At 43.0% G+C, this 18,238-nt stretch carries 11 protein-coding genes; 3 read left to right on the forward strand and 8 right to left on the reverse strand.

What is annotated here, in order from left to right; translation table 11 throughout:
• Positions 1-218: 218 nt before the first annotated feature.
• The 4 genes from G500_RS26290 to G500_RS0118210 form a co-directional block, all read right to left on the reverse strand.
• Positions 219-1,799 (reverse strand): GDSL-type esterase/lipase family protein, encoded by a 1,581-nt coding sequence (locus G500_RS26290; RefSeq protein ID WP_035758020.1) that lies wholly within the window; start codon positions 1,797-1,799, stop codon positions 219-221.
• 213 nt (positions 1,800-2,012) lie between these two features.
• On the reverse strand, positions 2,013-2,570 hold the full coding sequence (gene msrA / locus G500_RS0118200; RefSeq protein WP_035758063.1) for a peptide-methionine (S)-S-oxide reductase MsrA: 558 nt from the start codon (positions 2,568-2,570) through the stop codon (positions 2,013-2,015).
• 219 nt (positions 2,571-2,789) lie between these two features.
• Entirely contained in the window at positions 2,790-3,260 is a 471-nt protein-coding gene (locus G500_RS0118205; protein ID WP_027003582.1) for a hypothetical protein, read from the reverse strand.
• Between the two features lie 9 nt (positions 3,261-3,269).
• Positions 3,270-6,545, reverse strand: coding sequence for a BamA/TamA family outer membrane protein (locus G500_RS0118210; protein WP_027003583.1), 3,276 nt, complete (start codon positions 6,543-6,545; stop codon positions 3,270-3,272).
• Positions 6,546-6,898: 353 nt separating this feature from the next.
• Between G500_RS0118210 and dapF the strand changes: the two genes are divergently transcribed.
• Positions 6,899-7,768 (forward strand): diaminopimelate epimerase, encoded by an 870-nt coding sequence (gene dapF / locus G500_RS0118220; protein ID WP_027003584.1) that lies wholly within the window; start codon positions 6,899-6,901, stop codon positions 7,766-7,768.
• Between the two features lie 120 nt (positions 7,769-7,888).
• On the opposite strand, the gene G500_RS0118225 is transcribed toward dapF, so the two are convergent.
• Together G500_RS0118225 and bshC are read right to left on the reverse strand one after the other, a co-directional pair.
• Entirely contained in the window at positions 7,889-8,518 is a 630-nt protein-coding gene (locus G500_RS0118225) for a sterol desaturase family protein (protein ID WP_027003585.1), read from the reverse strand.
• A 167-nt stretch (positions 8,519-8,685) separates the two neighbouring features.
• Positions 8,686-10,404, reverse strand: a complete 1,719-nt coding sequence (bshC, locus tag G500_RS24155; protein ID WP_051203851.1) for a bacillithiol biosynthesis cysteine-adding enzyme BshC — start codon at positions 10,402-10,404, stop codon at positions 8,686-8,688.
• A 220-nt stretch (positions 10,405-10,624) separates the two neighbouring features.
• Here bshC and hutI point away from each other — a divergent pair, with 220 nt between their 5' ends.
• Positions 10,625-11,878 (forward strand): imidazolonepropionase, encoded by a 1,254-nt coding sequence (gene hutI, locus G500_RS0118235; protein WP_027003586.1) that lies wholly within the window; start codon positions 10,625-10,627, stop codon positions 11,876-11,878.
• A gap of 358 nt (positions 11,879-12,236) precedes the next feature.
• On the opposite strand, the gene G500_RS24160 is transcribed toward hutI, so the two are convergent.
• Both G500_RS24160 and G500_RS24165 read right to left on the reverse strand, forming a co-directional pair.
• On the reverse strand, positions 12,237-14,897 hold the full coding sequence (locus tag G500_RS24160) for a PIG-L family deacetylase (RefSeq protein ID WP_035758026.1): 2,661 nt from the start codon (positions 14,895-14,897) through the stop codon (positions 12,237-12,239).
• A 161-nt stretch (positions 14,898-15,058) separates the two neighbouring features.
• Positions 15,059-15,901 carry an alpha/beta fold hydrolase gene (locus tag G500_RS24165; RefSeq protein WP_245574507.1) on the reverse strand — a complete coding sequence of 281 codons (843 nt, stop codon included), beginning with the start codon at positions 15,899-15,901 and terminating at the stop codon, positions 15,059-15,061.
• A gap of 224 nt (positions 15,902-16,125) precedes the next feature.
• Here G500_RS24165 and G500_RS0118260 point away from each other — a divergent pair, with 224 nt between their 5' ends.
• Positions 16,126-17,907, forward strand: coding sequence for a MutS-related protein (locus G500_RS0118260; RefSeq protein WP_027003587.1), 1,782 nt, complete (start codon positions 16,126-16,128; stop codon positions 17,905-17,907).
• Positions 17,908-18,238 lie beyond the last annotated feature (331 nt).

Raw genomic sequence — 18,238 nt, forward strand, 5'->3', positions numbered from 1 at the left:
AAAACCAAAAAAGCCCCTGCCTTTCAAAAAAAAGAACGTCAGAAGGTTTTTCTGATAAGTTTTAGGCTTTTTCAGTTTCCAAAGATAGTTTTTTCATTTGAATTTTGGGCATTTTCCGACCTAAAAAGTGGCAGGAAAAGGATTTTTTACCCTCTCCTGCACAAGTGCCAAATGCGTCGCTGCGAAAACTTAGGAAATCCGCTTGCAGTTTTGTGGCACTATCTCAATATTTTTTGGGTGTAAATAATGAGTTTCTGCCCTGCCCGAATTTTATCGCCTGCGAGTTTGTTCCACTTTTTAAGCTGTGAAATCGTAACGCCATAGCGAAGTGCTATGTGTGAAAGGGTTTCGCCCCATTTAATTGTGTGTGAGTGCGGTTTGGTTTGCGTCTTGGCAAGGGTCTGGCTTTTAGAAGGAGTCTGTTTTTGTGCCTGCTGTTGGCTCTTGGTTGTGCCAATGTTTCCCTTGCTTGTTTGGGCATAAAGCGGAAGTTGTGCCGTTACGCTCTCAAATTCTTTACTCACATCAAAGACAAAAGACTGCGCCTCTTTGTGTTCTTCCAGCCAAACCATCGTGTTGTTCATGGCTTCAAAAAGCAAATCGCCTTTCAAACGCGAACCCGACGCGCTCAAATGGATTTTATCTTTTTGTGCCAACCCTACCTCTGCCCAATTTGCCATCACCCTACTACCTCCAAAAATCCAATACCAATCATACACGATACAATCCGTATCTTTTGCAATTTTGTGAATTAGCTCGGCAAAAGCACGCCCCGATTTTACGTTCTTGCCTTTCCAATATAAATCGTGTGCCGTTGTGAGCAAAATGGCACTTTGTGGAGTCTTCTGGCGAATCAGGGCGATAATTTGGCGAATTTCTGCCTCTAAATGTTCGTCTATTTTATCGTAATATAAAATATCATTTGTACCAAAATCTAAAATAACCAAATCGGGTTCTAAGGCAGGAAGCTGCTCTGGAAAAAGGCTCTGGTATAAAAGCGACTGATAACGCGCCGCCCCTACGCCGCCATTGTGCAGAATCGCGCCCTTATCTGCTGAGGATTCTAAACTAAGGCTATAAAACTCAAATTCGTTTTCGTCTTGATGATTTTGTACCGTTTTAAGTACAATTTTTTTGTGTATTTTGGGAATCGGAATTGCCACAAAGGGATAGGCGACATCGGACGAGTCCAGACTGATGGGAATTTCAGTGTCGTCTATTTGTAGGATAAGGTCGAAGGTGCTGCGTTTTTGTTGGCAAAAAATCTTGACCATATCGTAATGTTCGGGAACTTCTTTTTCAAAAACAAACTGCAAAGTTGCACCTGCCTGTGTCGTGCGTGCCGCCATGCCCGAAATGCCCAACGGCAATTTGGGCTTAATCGTCAGGGCGCGTTCTGCCTGCCAAACCCCTGTGTGCGCCGTTTTGTAGGCAATAGAAGAATAGGTCTTGGCTGTGGAGTAGGCAAACATAATACCTCTGCCCCCATCGCCATGTAGGGCATGAAGCCTTTTGCGAAGCTGCCCCGGAAAAATATCGGGCTGCAAGTGCGAATCGCCAAAATGCGCGATAGATAGCTTCTGGTGATGGCTTTGTTTCCATTTCTGATGAAAATTCTCTATTGCTTTTTTGCTATAAAATTGCAACAAATTATAGCGCGGTTTGAGCCAATCGTAGCGAAGCGTATCGGCAGAGCTGGGTAGCATCTCCAAACGCACCGTTTCGGTAGGTGCAGGTTGCCCACAAGCTTGATGCACAAAAAGCAAAAACAGAAACAAAGGCAAAAGATAAAACTTCATATTCATTCGGAAAAAGGAGTGAGGGAGAACTTCAAAAGTCCCACTTCAGACCTACAAACAAGCCGAAGCAAAGACCCAAAAAGTAGCTATCTTATCGCAAAGATAAGCCAAAAAACCCAAAAAACTAAAATCGGCAAAAAAGCAAGCCTTCATAGCTGCCTTTTTGCCGCTTTCAAATTTCTAAACAAAATCCTGCCTAAATTGCCGCCTTTGCTATTTTTTTAGCTTTTCCGCAAAATATTTTTTCAACTTTTCAATCTTAGGCGTTATCACAAAGTTGCAATAGGGCTGACTTTGGTTTTCATTGTAATAATTTTGGTGATAATCCTCTGCCTTGTAAAAAGCTGCCGCAGGCGTAATTTCCGTTACGATAGGGTCGGGAAAAATCTTTTCCTTTTCCAATTCTGCCACAATTTGCGTAGCCGTCTGTGCCTGTGCCTGACTGTGGTAAAAAATAGCAGAGCGGTATTGCGTTCCTACATCTGCCCCTTGCCTATTGAGCGTTGTGGGGTCATGCGTGCCAAAAAAGATAGCCAAAATTTCGGCTACACTAATTTTGGTGGGATTATAAAAGAGCTGCACCACTTCGGCATGCCCTGTGCGCCCTGTGCAAATTTCGCGATAAGTGGGGTTTTTCAAGCTCCCCCCCATATAACCCGAAACCACTTTTTCGATGCCCTCGACGCGCTGAAAAACGGCTTCTACACACCAAAAGCAGCCTGCCCCCAAGGTTAGGGTATCGAGCTGGGTTGTATCAAGATTTGTTTGCATATCCAAGGTAGTTGTGGATTGATTTTGAGAAGAATAACAAGCCGTATGCAAAAAGGTTGTTAGACAGATAAAAAATAAAAGCCAATTTCTTTTTGTTTTCATAATTTTTCTGATAATGTGTAGAAAAAGAAGTTTCCCAATACGCCTTTCAGGATACAGATAAATCTCTGCAAAGCCTCGATTTTCAAATACTTGATAATAGGCTAAGGCTATTTGATACTAAAACTTGAAAATCTCACCAAATTTTGAGTTTTTCAGCGTCCTACCCAAAAAATAGGAAAGCAGGAAATAACCCAAAAAGATAAACAAGACCGAATAAAAAGCTGTGTTGGTAAATTCATGCTGCCAATAGCGTTTCTTTATCTTGGAGATAAAAAAGAAAAAGAGGTACAAAAAGTACCCTATCGGCGGCACAAGCCCTATCATAAGAAACCAAATTCGGCGATAAAGGTTTGCCTTGCTACGCCGCCCCTTTCCGTAAGGAATCGCTTGTGCTACGATAAAAGCGAGCAGCACCGAGAGCAATACCGCCACGCCTGCCCCTAAGTAGGCTTTGCGCTGTGCCGCCAGTAGTTGTGGTACAGTGCGAATGAGGTCTTCTGCCAACAGATACAATTTGAGTGAAAAAGGCAAGGTAATGGACACAAGGCAAGTAGAATTAGATTTGAAATTAGAAACAAAAAGTATCATAGTAGTTCTTTAAAAATCATATCCTAAACTAAAATAAAACTTTGCCCCCGACCTCACTTGGTCATCAACGCCCCAAGCGACATCAAACTTGGCAAAATAGTTTAATATCTTCGAGCGCACCCCAACACCATAGCCCCACAAGAAAGGGTCTTTAAAATTGGAAACACGTGCATAAAAAGGCTCACCTGCATTGCCACCAATTTCTATCGTATTGAGGGCGTTTTGCTCATTGAAGGGTGAAATGCCTGTCCATGCCGAACCTATATCGGTAAAGGCAATAAGTTGTAAGTTTTGTAAAAATTTAGAACGCACGCTTTTGTGATAAAAAACGTCTAAGAAGGGAATCCGCAGTTCTAAATTGGTAAGTAAATAATTTGTACCAAAAAGCGCATTATAGTCAAAACCACGCAAAGGCGTAGCATATTGCAAAAATAGATAATCGCTATAATCATTCTGGTAGGCATCAGGATTGCGCAAATCGAGGAAAAAGGGGTCTTCTTGGGCTACTTCCGTAGGGTCGGGCTGCCGCTGAAAGACCCAATTATCGACTCCGCCCAAACGGTAGGTTTTCGGTGCTTGTCCGAAGGAACTGCCATAAGCCAAGCGCATTGCCCAAGTAATGTTTTTGAAAAGTTTGATGTAATGTTTGCCTTCTAAATGTAAAAAAGCAAAGCTGGTAGCATTTCTTCCAACATATTGCTCTATTTTGGCATTGAGGAAAGTTCCCTTGTAGGTATTCGCGCCTGTGGTGAGTCTGTTGTCGAAAATGGCTTCAAGTCGCAATCCTGCATAATTTCGCACCACTTTTGGAAAGGCTTGAATGGCGGGGTCGGCTTCGCTGCTGGTATTAAAAAGGGTTTGGGCAAAGAAAGGCGAAACCTCTATGCGGCTTGTGATATTGATAGGATAAGCAACTTTGGGCGAAAAACGCATCAGGCTATACTGTTGTGAATACAAAGTTGTCGCAAAACTGTACCCAAAACGTTCTATCCTTGCACCATAGTCTAATCTATTTTTCAGATATTGATATTCGCCATAAACCATGCCACTGCTAAAATTGAGGATTCCCGTAACGAAAAGTCCCATGTCAAAGCGGTGATTTTCCAAGTCGTCTGCCATGCCCATCTCAAAAAGCAATCCGAAATTGCGAAGGGCATCGAAGGCAAAAGTGGTAACTGTACGGTCAATACTAAATTTACTTTCATAACGATAAGCCCCACGCAGGCGCAAGTCGGGCAAACTATCCGAGGCGGCACGTTTGGCGAAATAGTCGTAGTCTTTCAGCAGGCGAACCGTAGCCTTTCCCTTTTTTCCGAAGGTATCAAATTGATAGGAAGTTGTGTCCTGAACGGTTACTTTTTGGGTACTATCTGCCTGATTATCAATGATTTTCTCTTTTTCTATTTGCTGATTTTTCTCTATTTTCCCTTCATTTTGCTCTGCCTTTCTATCTTCTTGTTTGCGCCTAAGTTCTTTTATTTTGGTTAGAAGTCGCAAATCTTGTAACGATTGTGCAGCCGATTTAGGGGTAAAGGTGCTGTTTTCAAGACTTATGTTTTCAAAAAGAAAAGGCAGGCGTTTTTCTTCTTTTCGCAATAATAAAATCAATTTTTGGTTAGAAAAACTGTAATCTTCTATCGCGGCTGCCCAATTCGTGAGTTGTATCAAACTTTTATCATTAGGCTCGAAACGGTAAAGTTGATTGATACCTGTCTGATTGCTAAGGCAGAAAATTTGTCCCTTTTCGTCGAGGCTGGGTTGTGCAATCTGTGAAGTTAGATTGGTTAGCGGCGTTTTGCGCTTGTTTGTCAAATCAAGTTCGTAGAGATGAAAAATGGAAAGTTGCTCGCGAAAGGCTTCGGCTTGCTGCAAAATTTCCTCCTGTTGTTCATTCGAAACATAAAGCAGCGTTTTATCGTCTTTGAAAACAGGGTCTTTTTCATCAAACCTGTCTTGTGTAAGATTTTTCAAACTTTTAGACGAAAGATTGTATAGAAAAAGGTCGCTCTGCCCATTTTGGGTAGCCGCCAACACGAGGTCTTCGCCATTTTCTGCCCAGTCGATTTGTTTCAAACTGCCCAAATTGTCCAAATTAGAAAGGGCTTCTACCTTGATGGCTTTTGATTCGAGCAAGGAATAAATTTGTGCATAATACTTTCCATTTTTTACAAAAATGCAAAGTAGATTTTGCGATTTTTTATGCCACGCCACCAAAGGCAGATGCGGATTAGAAACCTGATTGGTTACATAAATACCCGCTTTGAGTACAATTTCTTCTTTTTTATTAGATAAATCCTGAACCAAAACTTCATACTTTCCGTCCTTATGTCGCACCGCAGCAGCGTGTGTAGCATAGGGCGAAAGCGAAATTTGTGAAAATTCCCACTGTTTGCGCTGCAAGGCTTTGCTTTCGAATTTTAAGACCTGATTTGCCTTTACAAGTTGGGCAAATAGTGGTTCGTTTTGTTTTTTGTAAAATTCATACCAGCGGTCGATAAATTCTGAAAAATTGATACCAAGCGTATTTTGAATACTGCTCCGCTCGTTTCGCACGATACGTGTTAGGTTTAAAACGTTAGAAATTGTGTTTTTCCCATAACTTTCTGCCAAATAATTCCAAATGGACTGCCCTACCAAACGCGCCTCTATATTAGAAAAATTGTCTATATTTTTTATCTTTTTGTTGTGAATATTGACGCGAATAAAATTGTCCATTTCCAAGCTCCACCCTTCGGCGGCATAGGCAGAAGCCCCCGCAATAAACCAATCGGGCAGCGTTAGGAAATACGAACTCTGTAAGACCTCGCGAATATTGCCCCCATAAAGCATCTCGAAAAGCATCATATCAGCGACCTCGCGCGTGAGCTGCTTGTGGTAGGCTTCCCTATCTGTGGTAAAGGCAATTTCGACTACTGATTTTGCAAAATTAGTTTGCCCGCCTAATCTAAATCCCTGCTCCTGAATCCCGATATTGCTTTGCTGCAAATCTTCTACCGACTGATAGACAAAAATTCGAATCTTGCTATAAGGCGAAAAGCCAAGCAAATCGGTCAGACGCGGAAATTCGGCTTCGGCATATTGGGCGGTAAGTCGCGCCAAACTTTCATTTCCCCCATAAAAATAAACGTCGAAATTGTCGGAGGCATAAAATTCCCACTCAAAACTGCGATATTGTACCCTATTTTTCTGACTCTCCGCCTTTTCAAAGGGAGTAGTTTGTGCCAAAAGTGCCTTTGTCTGCCCTAAAAAAGCAAAAAGGCTACAAAAAATAAGCAGGTATTTCATTTTCAAGAAGTTTAGATGGTCGTTTGGCTTTAAAAAACACAAATGTTAGGTAGTGGGTGTAAAGGCACAATGAGCGGCAGAAGCAAAAATAAGAAGCAATAAGAAGCTACGCCAAGTATTTTGTACTTACAAATGTAAGAAAAAGACGATAAAAATTCAAGTCCTGCACCAAGACTTTGATAGGTTTAATTTTTTTTCAGAATAAGACTACTTAGAAAGCACGCCGCCTATTTTCTCACTCTCTTTTTTTTCGCTATCTTGCTTTCTGAAAGGAGCAAGAAAGTCATTTTCTCAAAATCATCAAAAAACAAAACTTCTTTTTGTAAAAAAATCATAAAATTTTCATAAAAAAAATGAGCATAGAATTTTACAAATATCAAGGCACAGGAAACGATTTTATCCTGATAGACAACAGAGGGCTTGATTTTGCTTCGCCTTTCCCTACAAAAAATAGGCAGCAATGGATTACACACCTTTGTCATCGACGTTTTGGCATTGGGGCAGATGGCTTAATTTTGATACAAAACGCGCCCTCTCAAAAGATAAGCGACAAGGCAGCGGCTAAAAAAATAGATTTTGAAATGGTTTATTTTAATGCTGACGGCAATTTGGGTTCGATGTGTGGCAATGGCGGACGCTGTGCCGTAGCCTTTGCCCATTTTTTGGGTATCATAGAAAGAGAAACTACTTTTTTGGCTTACGACGGACTGCATCAGGCTTTTATAGAAAAAGAAAACAATAAAAGCAGCCAAGAAAATGAACTAAAAGTGCATTTGAAAATGAACCCTGTAAGCCAAATCGAGCAGGGAGCAGACGATTTGATGCCTGCCTATTATTTTTTAAACACAGGTTCGCCTCACTATGTAGCCTTTTTGGAAAAGGCAGAAATTTTAGAACATTTTGAAGTGGTAGAAAAAGGCAGAGCCATTCGCCACGACTCACGATTTGAAGGTGGCACCAATGTCAATTTTGTGGCACAAATCGGCAACAATGCCCTGCGCGTGCGTACCTACGAAAGAGGCGTAGAAGACGAAACACTTTCTTGTGGCACAGGGGTTACGGCTTGCGCGTTGGCGGCTTTTGAAAAAGAGGGTTTGAAAAGTCCAATTCAAGTTGAGGTTTTAGGGGGAAAATTAGAAGTGAGTTTTGAAAAAAAAGGCGACCATTTTGAAAACATCTACCTTATTGGGGCAGCCACTCCCGTTTTTAAAGGTCAAATCTAAAAATTATCAAAGTCTGAAAAGTTATCGAAGTTATCCAAGATTTTGTTACCAGAAAAAAAGCGAACCCACCCGATAAGTGGATTCGCTTTTTTAGACACCAAACTATTTTTGAGTCTTTTCTTATTTGTACGTTTTTTTAGGCATAGTGCGAAAAATCCAATCCCAAAGTGGTGAAGAAACGCCAAAAGCGGCTTCGCTGTCTTTGTAGTGATGAATCCCATGATGCACCCAAAGGACTTTCAAGAAATTTTTAGGCGGACGCATCGCATGCACGATATAATGTACCGCCAAATAAGAAGCATAGCCCGAAATAAAACCCGGAATAAAGCCAAACGCCCAATCGCCAATGCTAAGATAGGCAACTGAAAAAAGAATCGTAGCCAACAAAACGCTCACCACAGGCGGCATAACAAGGCGCGTCTTATCTTTTGGATAATCGTGATGCACGCCATGAAAATTGTAGGCAATCCAAGCTTTCATCTTCGTAGTGGGCAACATGTGAAACACATGGCGATGTACCAAATATTCTACCAACGTAAAAAGAAAGAAAGAGGCAATAAAAACAGGCACTAATTCCTTCCACGTAAGCGACGAGTAGAGGCTACCATAGTACATCAAAACGGCTGCTGTAACATAAAAAATTACCAATGGCACAGCAATATGTGTGCGCGTGAGCTTCTCCAAAAGCGGATTGTTGAAAATCTGTTTGCTTTGTTGAGCGGCAGTTTTTTCGTTGATAAGTTGTTCCATTTGAAGGTTGAATAGGGTAAAAAAGAAGGATATTGAAATAGTAAAAAACTTTGTAGATTTGAAAGTGGCAAAAGGTCTGACGTAGCGAAAAGCTATTGCATAACCTTTTGCACGCAAATTAGGTTTTTTATTTCTTAGAAAAAGACGCAACATCGAGGGGGAAACCCCTACGACTTGACATCGGGACTGGAATTTTGCGGTTCGGAGTTTTGTTCGGCAAAAATATAGAAAAATGGCGCAAAAGGGTCTAATTCTGCTCCAATTTCTGCTAAAAAATCGGGCTGATTGAGTGAAAAGCTCAATATATTTTCTACCCGTTCCTGCAAATTGCCTTTGGGAAAGAGTTTTTCTTTTAGCCCTTCCAACTGTTTAATCGCTACCTGTTGGCGACTTTCTTCGGCTTTGCGCAACCTTTTGGCAATGTTATCCAGACTTTTGAGCGTTTTTTGTGCCTCCGCCGCAACAAAGCCGCCCAAACTTTTGTCGATGGCTTCGGCTTTGGTCTTGATGGCTTCAAAGAGTTGGTTTAGATTTGCTTCCTCTTGGCTAAAATCTAATAATTCGGCGGCTTGGTTTGCCACAAATTGAATCCGCAGCGTGTCCATATCTAAAAATAGCTCTGCCCAAGAGATGCCCAATTTTTCCTTGCGCGAAACCTGATGCTTGGGAACAATGAGCGCGAAATTGCGCGGCACTAAAATAGGAAAAGGAATCTGACTCGAATCGAAAAGCGATTTGAGCTGTAACCAGTAAGCAAACTCGCCCGGCCCGCCTGTGTAGGAAAGATTTGGCAAAATCACTTCTTGATACAAAGGGCGTAAGACCACATTAGGGCTAAATCTTTCGGGATTGTGGTGTAAGAGTTGTTCTATTTCGGCTTTTGAAAAGACCAAATCCGTATTTCTGACCTTAAAAATAGGCTTGCCTGCCTCGTCTTGGTCTTTGACAATGCGCTCGCGTATTTGCCCTTCCATATAAAAAAGATTGACGGCATGGGCATGAATTTGTGCCTTGTAGTTTCTATCCCCCCTATCATTTGCCTCTAAAAGGTCGGCGGTTTGCTTTCCAACGCGCTGCTCGGCTACTTGCTCAAACAAATCTTCTTGCAGATAGGGAACGAAAAGCCGTTTGAGTTCGCGCTCGTCGGCATCTAAGACCAAAAGCCCCTTCTGACCATAAAGGGCATGGACGTAGGCTTGGGTAGCCTTTGCCAAAGTGGGCGCGTTTTGATAAGCACTCCAATAGGGTTCTAATTGCGCCTGACTAATACCCTGAAAATCAGAGAGAATTGCCTGACCTACCTGCTCCAAACCCTCTGTATGCATGCGCCCGACTGCGCCTTTCTGTGAAGTCTGCCAAGTATAAGTTTTTCCAAAAACCTCGATAGACTGTATTTCGGCTAAATCGTGGTCTTCGCTCGCCTGCCAATAGAGCGGAATAAAACGGTACTGCGGAAAAGCCGCCGCTAATTTTTGGGCTAAGGCAATCACCGTCAAGATTTTGTAGTGAAAATATAGCGTACCCGAATAGATATTGAGCTGATGCCCTGTCGTTACGGTGAAAGTGTTTTCGTCTTTCAAGGCGGCTATCAATTCGGTAGGTGCGTTGGGCAAACCCTGATACTGCTTTTGTAGGGTTTCTACCAAAACTTGCCTTTTTTCAGCACTAAAATCGCGCTTTTTTTCCTCTATTTGGGCTGCGAAGTCGGCTATTTCCGACCCTCGATGGTAAAAGGGGCGCACTGCCTTTGCCCTTTCCATAAAATCGAGAAAAAGAGGCGAAAAAGCCTGTGCCTGCGTGAAACTAATTTTTTCCACCAGATAGCGTCCGTTTGGGGTTTGGGTAGTATCGGTAGGAAGAGAGGAGGTAAAAGAAGAAAGCGACATAGTAAAGAAAAAGAAGGATTTGAAAAAAAACGCCACTTTTTTTGTAGAAGCCTTTTCAAATCACAACAAGTGAGGTAAGAATTAGAATAAAAGGGGAGTGGTAGGAAAGGTAGCCGCCGCCTATCGCTTTGGCTACTGCCTTAAAACGCAAAGTTCGACAAAACGTTTTGATTTTCTTTTCTTACCTTTGTTAAAAAAACCTATCATTTTCACTTTTCCCATGAAGACCACACTGCTCTATCAGATTCAAAACCTTTTGCAGGTAGAAGAAACTCCCCAAAAAGCGACCCTACTACCGCGCAAAGGCGTGCAGATGGCTTTTTTGCCACAAATCGAGAACGCCTTTCTCTACTTAGTAGATGGCAAAATTGCCGATTGGGGTAAGATGCAAGACTGCCCTGCGGCATATTTTGAGGCAGACGAAAAAATAGAGGCGACAGGCAAAATGGTCATGCCTACCTTTGTAGATTCGCATACCCATCTGGTTTATGCAGGCAGCCGCGAAGCCGAATTTGTAGATAAAATCAAAGGGCTTTCGTATGAGGAAATTTTTAAAAGAGGCGGCGGTATCCTCAATTCTGCCAAAAAACTGCAAGCCGCTTCCGAAGACGAACTTTTTGAGCAGGCTTGGCAGCGGCTCGAAGAAATTATGCGCTTGGGAACGGGGGCTGTGGAAATCAAGAGCGGATACGGACTCACCACGCCCGACGAACTCAAAATTTTGCGCGTCGCCCAAAAAATTAAAGCCCATTCGCCCATTGCCGTCAAGACTACCTTTTTGGGAGCGCACGCCTTTCCTCGCGAAGTATCGCGCCAAAAATATATGGCTATGATTTTGGAAGAAATGCTCCCTGCCGTAGCCGAAGAAAAATTGGCAGACTACTGTGATGTTTTTTGCGATAAAGGCTTTTTTACACCCCAAGAAACGGAAACGATTTTGATAAAAGCCACCGATTTGGGCTTGCAGTTGCGCCTCCATGCCAACGAATTGGACTACTCTGGCGGCGTGCAGGTAGGTGCCAAATATGGCGCAGTGAGCGTCGACCACCTCGAATTTGTAGGCGAAGCGGAAATCGAAGCCCTGCAAAAAAGCCAAACGCTGCCTACTTTGCTGCCCAGCACCGCTTTTTTCCTACGCCTACCCTACGCGCCTGCTCGCAAGATTTTGGAGGCAAATCTGCCTATCGTTTTGGCTTCCGACTACAATCCGGGTAGCTCACCTTCGGGCAACTTGCCCTTTGTGATGGCTTTGGCTTGTATTCAGATGAAAATGCTACCCGAAGAGGCTCTCAATGCCCTGACCTACAACGCTGCCTTTGCCTTAGGCTTAGAAAAATCGCATGGCGTGATTGGCAAAGGCGCAGAGGCAAATTTTATTCTGACCCAAAAAGTCCCTTCTTTGGCGTTCCTGCCTTATAGTTTTGGGTCTGATTGGATAGAACAAGTATTTATCAAAGGAAAGCCGATACGCTAACCCATTTTTTTGACACAAAATAAAATTTGGACTTAAACCCTAAGGGTCTTCAAGACCCTTAGGGTTTGGGGCATAGGACAAGGCAATGCCTTGTCCCTACATTTGCACCTGATTTTTAGAATTTAACATCACTGCCCCAAAGGGAGGGGCTTTTATTCGGTATCATTTTTTTATGCTCGCATAAAAAAATGATTTGGTTTTCGAACCCTCCCCTATGGGGGGAGGGCAGGGTGGGGGTTCAGCAGGTTTTCACCAAGCACAAAACCCCATTTTTTGACCTTCTGACCGTTGTAAAAACGCCAAATAGAAAACCAAAAATTTCAAAATTTTTAAAAAACTATAAAAACGTCTATTTTTTTTAGGGCAGTGGCGCAGCCAATAGGTTTGCCCAAAGGCGATACGCGCCCACTACGTCCGCAGGAAGCTGTCGAAACCACGAAAGACTGGTATGCACAATAAGCCCTCTGCCATAGTTTGCCACTAAAAGCGCACCTTCTTTGGGGGTTTCGCCCTTGTCTTGCATGCGCAAAAGTGGCGTGAAGGCGTTGTCCCAAGTGTTGGGGAAATAGAGTCCGCGCTCCTGCACCCAACCCTCGAAGTCGGCAGCCGTAATGACGTTGGGACTTTGTAAGATGGGGTGTTGGGGTTCTAAAATCTCTATTTGGGCTTTTTCTTCCGTTACTCTATCGCGCGAAAGTTGTAAATCGTAGGGCGTTATTTTTTTTGTAACTAAATCATAACTATTGTTGTATTGGATAATCAAGCGTCCGCCATTTTGGGCATAAAGCCAAAGTTTTTCGTTTTGGGTAGCCAAAAAATCTTGTGTATTGAAGGCGCGAATCCCTACCACAATCGCCTGAAAACCAGCCAACTCCTCCAAAGAAAGGTTAGGCAAATCCAACATCACGACTTCGTATCCCATTCCCTCGATGGCTTGGGCTACCTTATCGCCTGCGCCTCTGACATAGCCAATCTTGCGGCTATAATTTTGTTTTTTTTCCGAATTAGGGGCTTCTTTTTGCAGCGGAATCAAGGTAAGGTCGGGACGCAAAAGTTTTACCTTTGCCTGCGGAAAATACACAATTTCGGGCAAATGTTCATAGCTAATTTTGGTAAAATTGCGCCCTTCTATCGGACTTGCAAATTCATTTGCCGCCAAACCCTGCAACTGCACCTCTGCCGTTAGCAAATTCTGACGCAATCCCTTTGGTGGTGTAACCTCTATCCAAAAACTTTTTTCTTGTCCTTTTTTGGCAAAATCAAAACCCAAACTTTGGGGCGCAATCTGAAAATAAATCATATCAGGACTTACGGCTTCGGGCGAATCGAAGTAATTTTTGAGAAAGAGTCTGCCCTTTGTGCCGTCGCGCTGCGCCCTAAGTGTAACTTTGAGGCGTTTGGGCTGATTTTGAGTAAAAATAAGGCTGCTTTCCGAAAAAGAAACACTAACAGGCGGCACAATGCGAAGGGGTAGATGCAATTCACCGCGCACAGGGTCGGTCGTTTTTTGGTAAATATTCCTATCAACGGTAAAAGTTCGCTTATTTTCACCCTTGCCAATTTCTAAGACAAAACGCACAAAAATAGGGTTCAGATTTTCGGGTTCGCCTATCCAATCGCGCCTTGCCACTTCGAACATGCCCAAAGTACCCTCCTTTTCCAACCAATAAGGCTGTGAAAGGGGAAAATCGGCAGGTAGTAAGGTTTGTAGTTTAAATTCCGAATTTTTATTCAGTTCAGGATTGAAAACACAACTGCCCAAATAATTTAGCTCCTCTTTATCGGCAAAAAGCAGACAGACCTCTTTCCACTTCAATTCTACGGGCAGCCTTTTGATAAGATTTGCCTGCACCTTCAAAGAGTCGCCTGCGGCAAGATACGCCTCTGGGGTCAGTGCTTCTACATAAATCCCTGCACAGTGCAAAATAATTTCTTCTATTTGCTTGATTTTTTTATTTCTATAAAAATTATCGGGCAAGGTTTCTAAGGCTTTTAAAAGCTCTAAAAGTGGCTCTATGCTATCTTGCGGCGAATCGGCGCGATACGTTTGGTAAATTTGAGCTACCTTTTGTTCTAAGGTCGCTATTTTTTGTAAGTTTTGCTTGTCATTTGCCTCTTTTTCGGGCGTGTGAATCCTTTGCCATGAAAAGTCGAGGTTTTCGAAAATATCGGTTTGCGGTTTTTCGCCTGCCAAAAGTTGGAAATATTCCAAAATCTCACCCCTAAATTCTGCCGCGCCAAAGCCCTGACTTTTGTGCTGACTGCGGCTTCTGCCTGCAATTTCGCCATAGGAAAGCCCTAAAAGCGGATTGTAAAGCCCGATGTCGAGTTTTAGAAAATCGCTTTCTTTGAAGTCATTGTTTCGGAAAAACCACGAAGAAGTATTCCAAAAAATGCGCTTGGGCTGCCAAATCTGCACTTCTTTCAACTGTTCGGGGAAAACGGTAGGGTCGGCGGCTTTTTCGAAAGCCTCCAAAGCCAACTGCGCCGAAGCCGTATGATGCCCATGTGTGCCGCCCAAAGTAGGCGAAAAACGGGTAATGATGACATCAGGGCGGAATTTTCTAATGAGCCAAACGACATCAGACAACACCTTTTCTTTGTCCCAAATCTGCAAAGTTTCTTCGGGACTTTTAGAGTAGCCAAAATCGTTGGCGGTGGAAAAAAACTGCTGTGCGCCATCTACGCGCCGCGCCGCCAAAAGTTCGTGCGTGCGAATTAGCCCAACTTCTACGCCCTGCTGCTCTCCGATAAGATTCTGACCGCCATCGCCGCGTGTTAGGGAAAGATAAGCCGTTTCGAAGCCTTTTTCGTTTGCCAAATACGTCAGCAAGCGCGTATTTTCGTCGTCGGGGTGCGCTGCCACATAAAGCACGCGCCCTGTGGTTTGTAAGTGCCTGATTTTGAGCTGCAAAGCTGATGCCGTTAGCCTTTCGGTAGGCAGAGATTGGGCTTGCAATGCGCCAAAGAGCCAATAGGCAAGCCAAAACCAAAGGATTTTTTTTGTTTTCATCATCATTTTAGGATTCGGAAAATACACATTTTAGAACACAGAGAAAGTAGAGGAAAGCGCGAAGGCAGTCAGATTAAAGTTTAATAAAAGGCTTGTATTTTCAAATTTTATTTCAATACAAATTCGGACAAGGCAGTACCTTATTCCTACCTGATTGAATGAAAATTTTAGTCTTTTTCCTGCAAAAATTTGAACAAAGCCTTACCCGTCTGTAAAGGAATTTCCTCCATCGGCAGATGCCCTACACGCTCATAGATAAGCATGCGATTGTGTGGAATGGCATCATGAAAACGCCTTGCGTTCTGAACAGGTATCCACTTATCTTCGCGCCCCCATAAGATTAAGGTAGGAATGTTAATCTGTTTCAAACTCTTGGTATTGTCCTTAAATTTTTCATTGACCATAATTAAAAACGCTTCGGGATTGCCTTCGCGCGTGAAAAGGTCGTAGTAGCGCGTGATAAGCGGCTCGGTAACTTTGTCTTGATTGTAATAGACTTCGCGCACAAATTGTTCTAAGATATTGCGCTGCACCACATATTTTATCACCCTGCCGAAAAGCGGTGTTCGCGCCATTTTGAAAGGCAGCGGAATGTTATTGGGTTCTAAAAAGCCCGCCGCACCCAAAAGAATGAGCTTGCGAACATAAGAGGGGTAGCGCAGGGTAAATTCCCAAGCCAACCAGCCCCCCAAAGAACTACCCCCCAAATAAAACTCTTTTATCCCCAAGGCATCTACAAAAGTTTTGAGGTAGAAAAGATGATGCTCCATATCGTAGCGATTTTCAGAATTAGGACCCGTCAGCCCAAAACCCACTATATCGAGGCGCACAACGCGATACTGCTTAGAAAGCATCTCTGCCCAAGCGTCGAAAGTGTGCAACGAAGAAAAAGAGCCATGCAGGAGCAATATCGGCTCGCCCTCGCCCTCGATGCGGTAATGAAGGAGCGTCCCATTGATGACTAAAAAACGCGACTGCTCATTGGTATATTTTTGTAATAACTCTTTCACCTGTTTTCGTTGTATTTTTATTTGAAAGGGGCAGCGACACCAAAACGACTCGCACCCAAAAAGAAACCCTTTTGGCAACTGAAAAACTGCTCTGCTTTTTTTGGTGCCGTTTTGGAAGCCCAAATAAAGAAAAAACTTTCAATTCTCAAAAGCCCGATTCGGCTTTTCTTGTATTTTTCTTGCCTTTAACATAGCTTTGCCCTTTCTAATCAGACCAAACCGCAATGGATTTATACCTTTCCTACCAAAAAGAAGCTGAAAAAGGCTACTCTACTAAAAAAAAACAACTACAAATGTGGGTTATCTTGCGTATCCTGACCTTCCTTGCTACGCTGGTAGGGGTCTTGCTCCTCTCTGATTTGAGTTGGATAAGCGCAAGTGTCGCTGGTTTTGCAGGGCTTATACTTTTTCTTGTCTTTGTTGTGATACATCAAAAGGTAAAAAAACAATTTTTATATTTTCAAAAAAAACGCACTCTTATTGAAGCAGAAAAACAAAGACTTCAATATCAATTTGATAACCTACCCACAGGCGAAGCCTATCTCGATTCCCTACACCCCTACACACGCGATTTGGATATTTTTGGGAAGGGCAGCCTTTTTTCCTTTCTAAGCCGTACTCATACCCTATTAGGCGAAAAAAGATTAGCCCAATGGCTGCGATTTCCTTCTCTCGATACCCAAATCCTGACCCAACGACAGCAAGCCATTCAGGAATTGGCACAAAAAACCGACCTACGCCTGCATTTTCAGACCACCGCCCACCTTTCCGAAGAAAACGCGCAAGAGCAAACCGTTTTAAATACTTGGCTACAAAATGAGCCTGCTTTTCCTACCCAAAAAAATAGCTTTCTGCTCCTGCAAGTCCTAAGATGGGCTTTGCCACTTCTTACAATTCTTGCTTGGATTGCTGCTATTTTAGGTCAGATTTCATATAGCTTTTCTATCAATTTTTCCATCTTACAATTAGTTTTGATAGGACTTTTTCAGAAAAAATTGCTTACTGTTTATCAAGGCGTAGGAAAAAATATTGCTTTCCTACAAAAGTGTGCGACCCTATGGCAAATCATAGAACAGCAAAATTTTGAAAGCCCAAGCCTACAAAAAATACAACAAAATCTAAAAGGAAGTAAGTTAGCCGCCACCTATTTATTAAAAAAATTAAACTTATTTGAATATAGGTTCAATGGTTTTGCCTTTGTTATCCTAAACGGACTCTTTCTATGGGACATACAACTTGCCCTTGCCTTAGAAAATTGGCGCACCGCCTATCAGCAAAAAGTCCCCCTTTGGCTCGAAGCCTTAGCCGAAACAGAGGCTTTGATGAGCCTTGCTTCCTTTGCCTTCAACCACCCCAACTACCACTACCCCACTTTTTCGCAAGAACCTATCCTCAAAACTACCGACATCGCTCACCCCCTTATTCCTGAAAATCAGCGCGTTAGCAATCATTTCACCCTCAACCGTTTAGGCGAAGTCGCCCTTATCACAGGGGCAAATATGGCGGGCAAAAGCACCTTTTTGAGAACCTTAGGCATCAATACCGTCTTGGCAAATTTGGGCGCACCCCTGCCCGCGAGCCATTTTGAGTACCGCCCCCTCGAAATTTTTACCAGCATGCGCATCATAGACTCCCTGCAAGATGGCACTTCCTCCTTTTTTGCCGAACTCAAACGCCTCAAACAGATTTTGGACACCCTCCAAACAAAACGCCCTCACCTCATTCTATTAGACGAAATCCTGCGTGGCACAAACTCCAAAGACCGATATTTAGGCTCGGAAGCCGTCATCAAACAGCTTTTAAAACTCCCTGCTGCCTCTGTTATCGCCTCACACGATGTCGCCTTAGGAAATTTGATAAACGATTTTCCAAACCAAATTAAAAACTATGCCTTCGAAGTAGAAAACGTTGCCGAAGGGCTACACTATCCCTACAAAATTTCGGAAGGCATTTGTCAGAATACCAACGCCGTTTTTTTGATGCAAAAAATGGGGATTCAGATTTAAACCACAATTTTTGAAACCATAGGCGAGTTTTTTTCTGTAGCGCGAAGCTCCAGCTTCGCACTTCAAACCAAAGACAAGATTTTTTGGCTTTTTTCAAACCGCCGAAAACAAAAAGACCCTTAGACGCTAAAAACATCTAAGGGTCTTTTTTTGAAACCATCGACGAGGCTGTTAGCCGTCGTCGAGGTTTTGTTTTTTTAGCTTTACGAAACCCATATTTCGCAAAGCTAAATTTTGCAATCCTTGTTTTAATGGAAGAGGGTTTTTAATCAGGGGCGAGAGAGGAGGGACGAGGGGCGAGGGAAAAACCAAATGAAATTCCCCTATTCTC

This window comes from Hugenholtzia roseola DSM 9546, from assembly GCF_000422585.1.
Lineage (GTDB): Bacteria > Bacteroidota > Bacteroidia > Cytophagales > Bernardetiaceae > Hugenholtzia > Hugenholtzia roseola.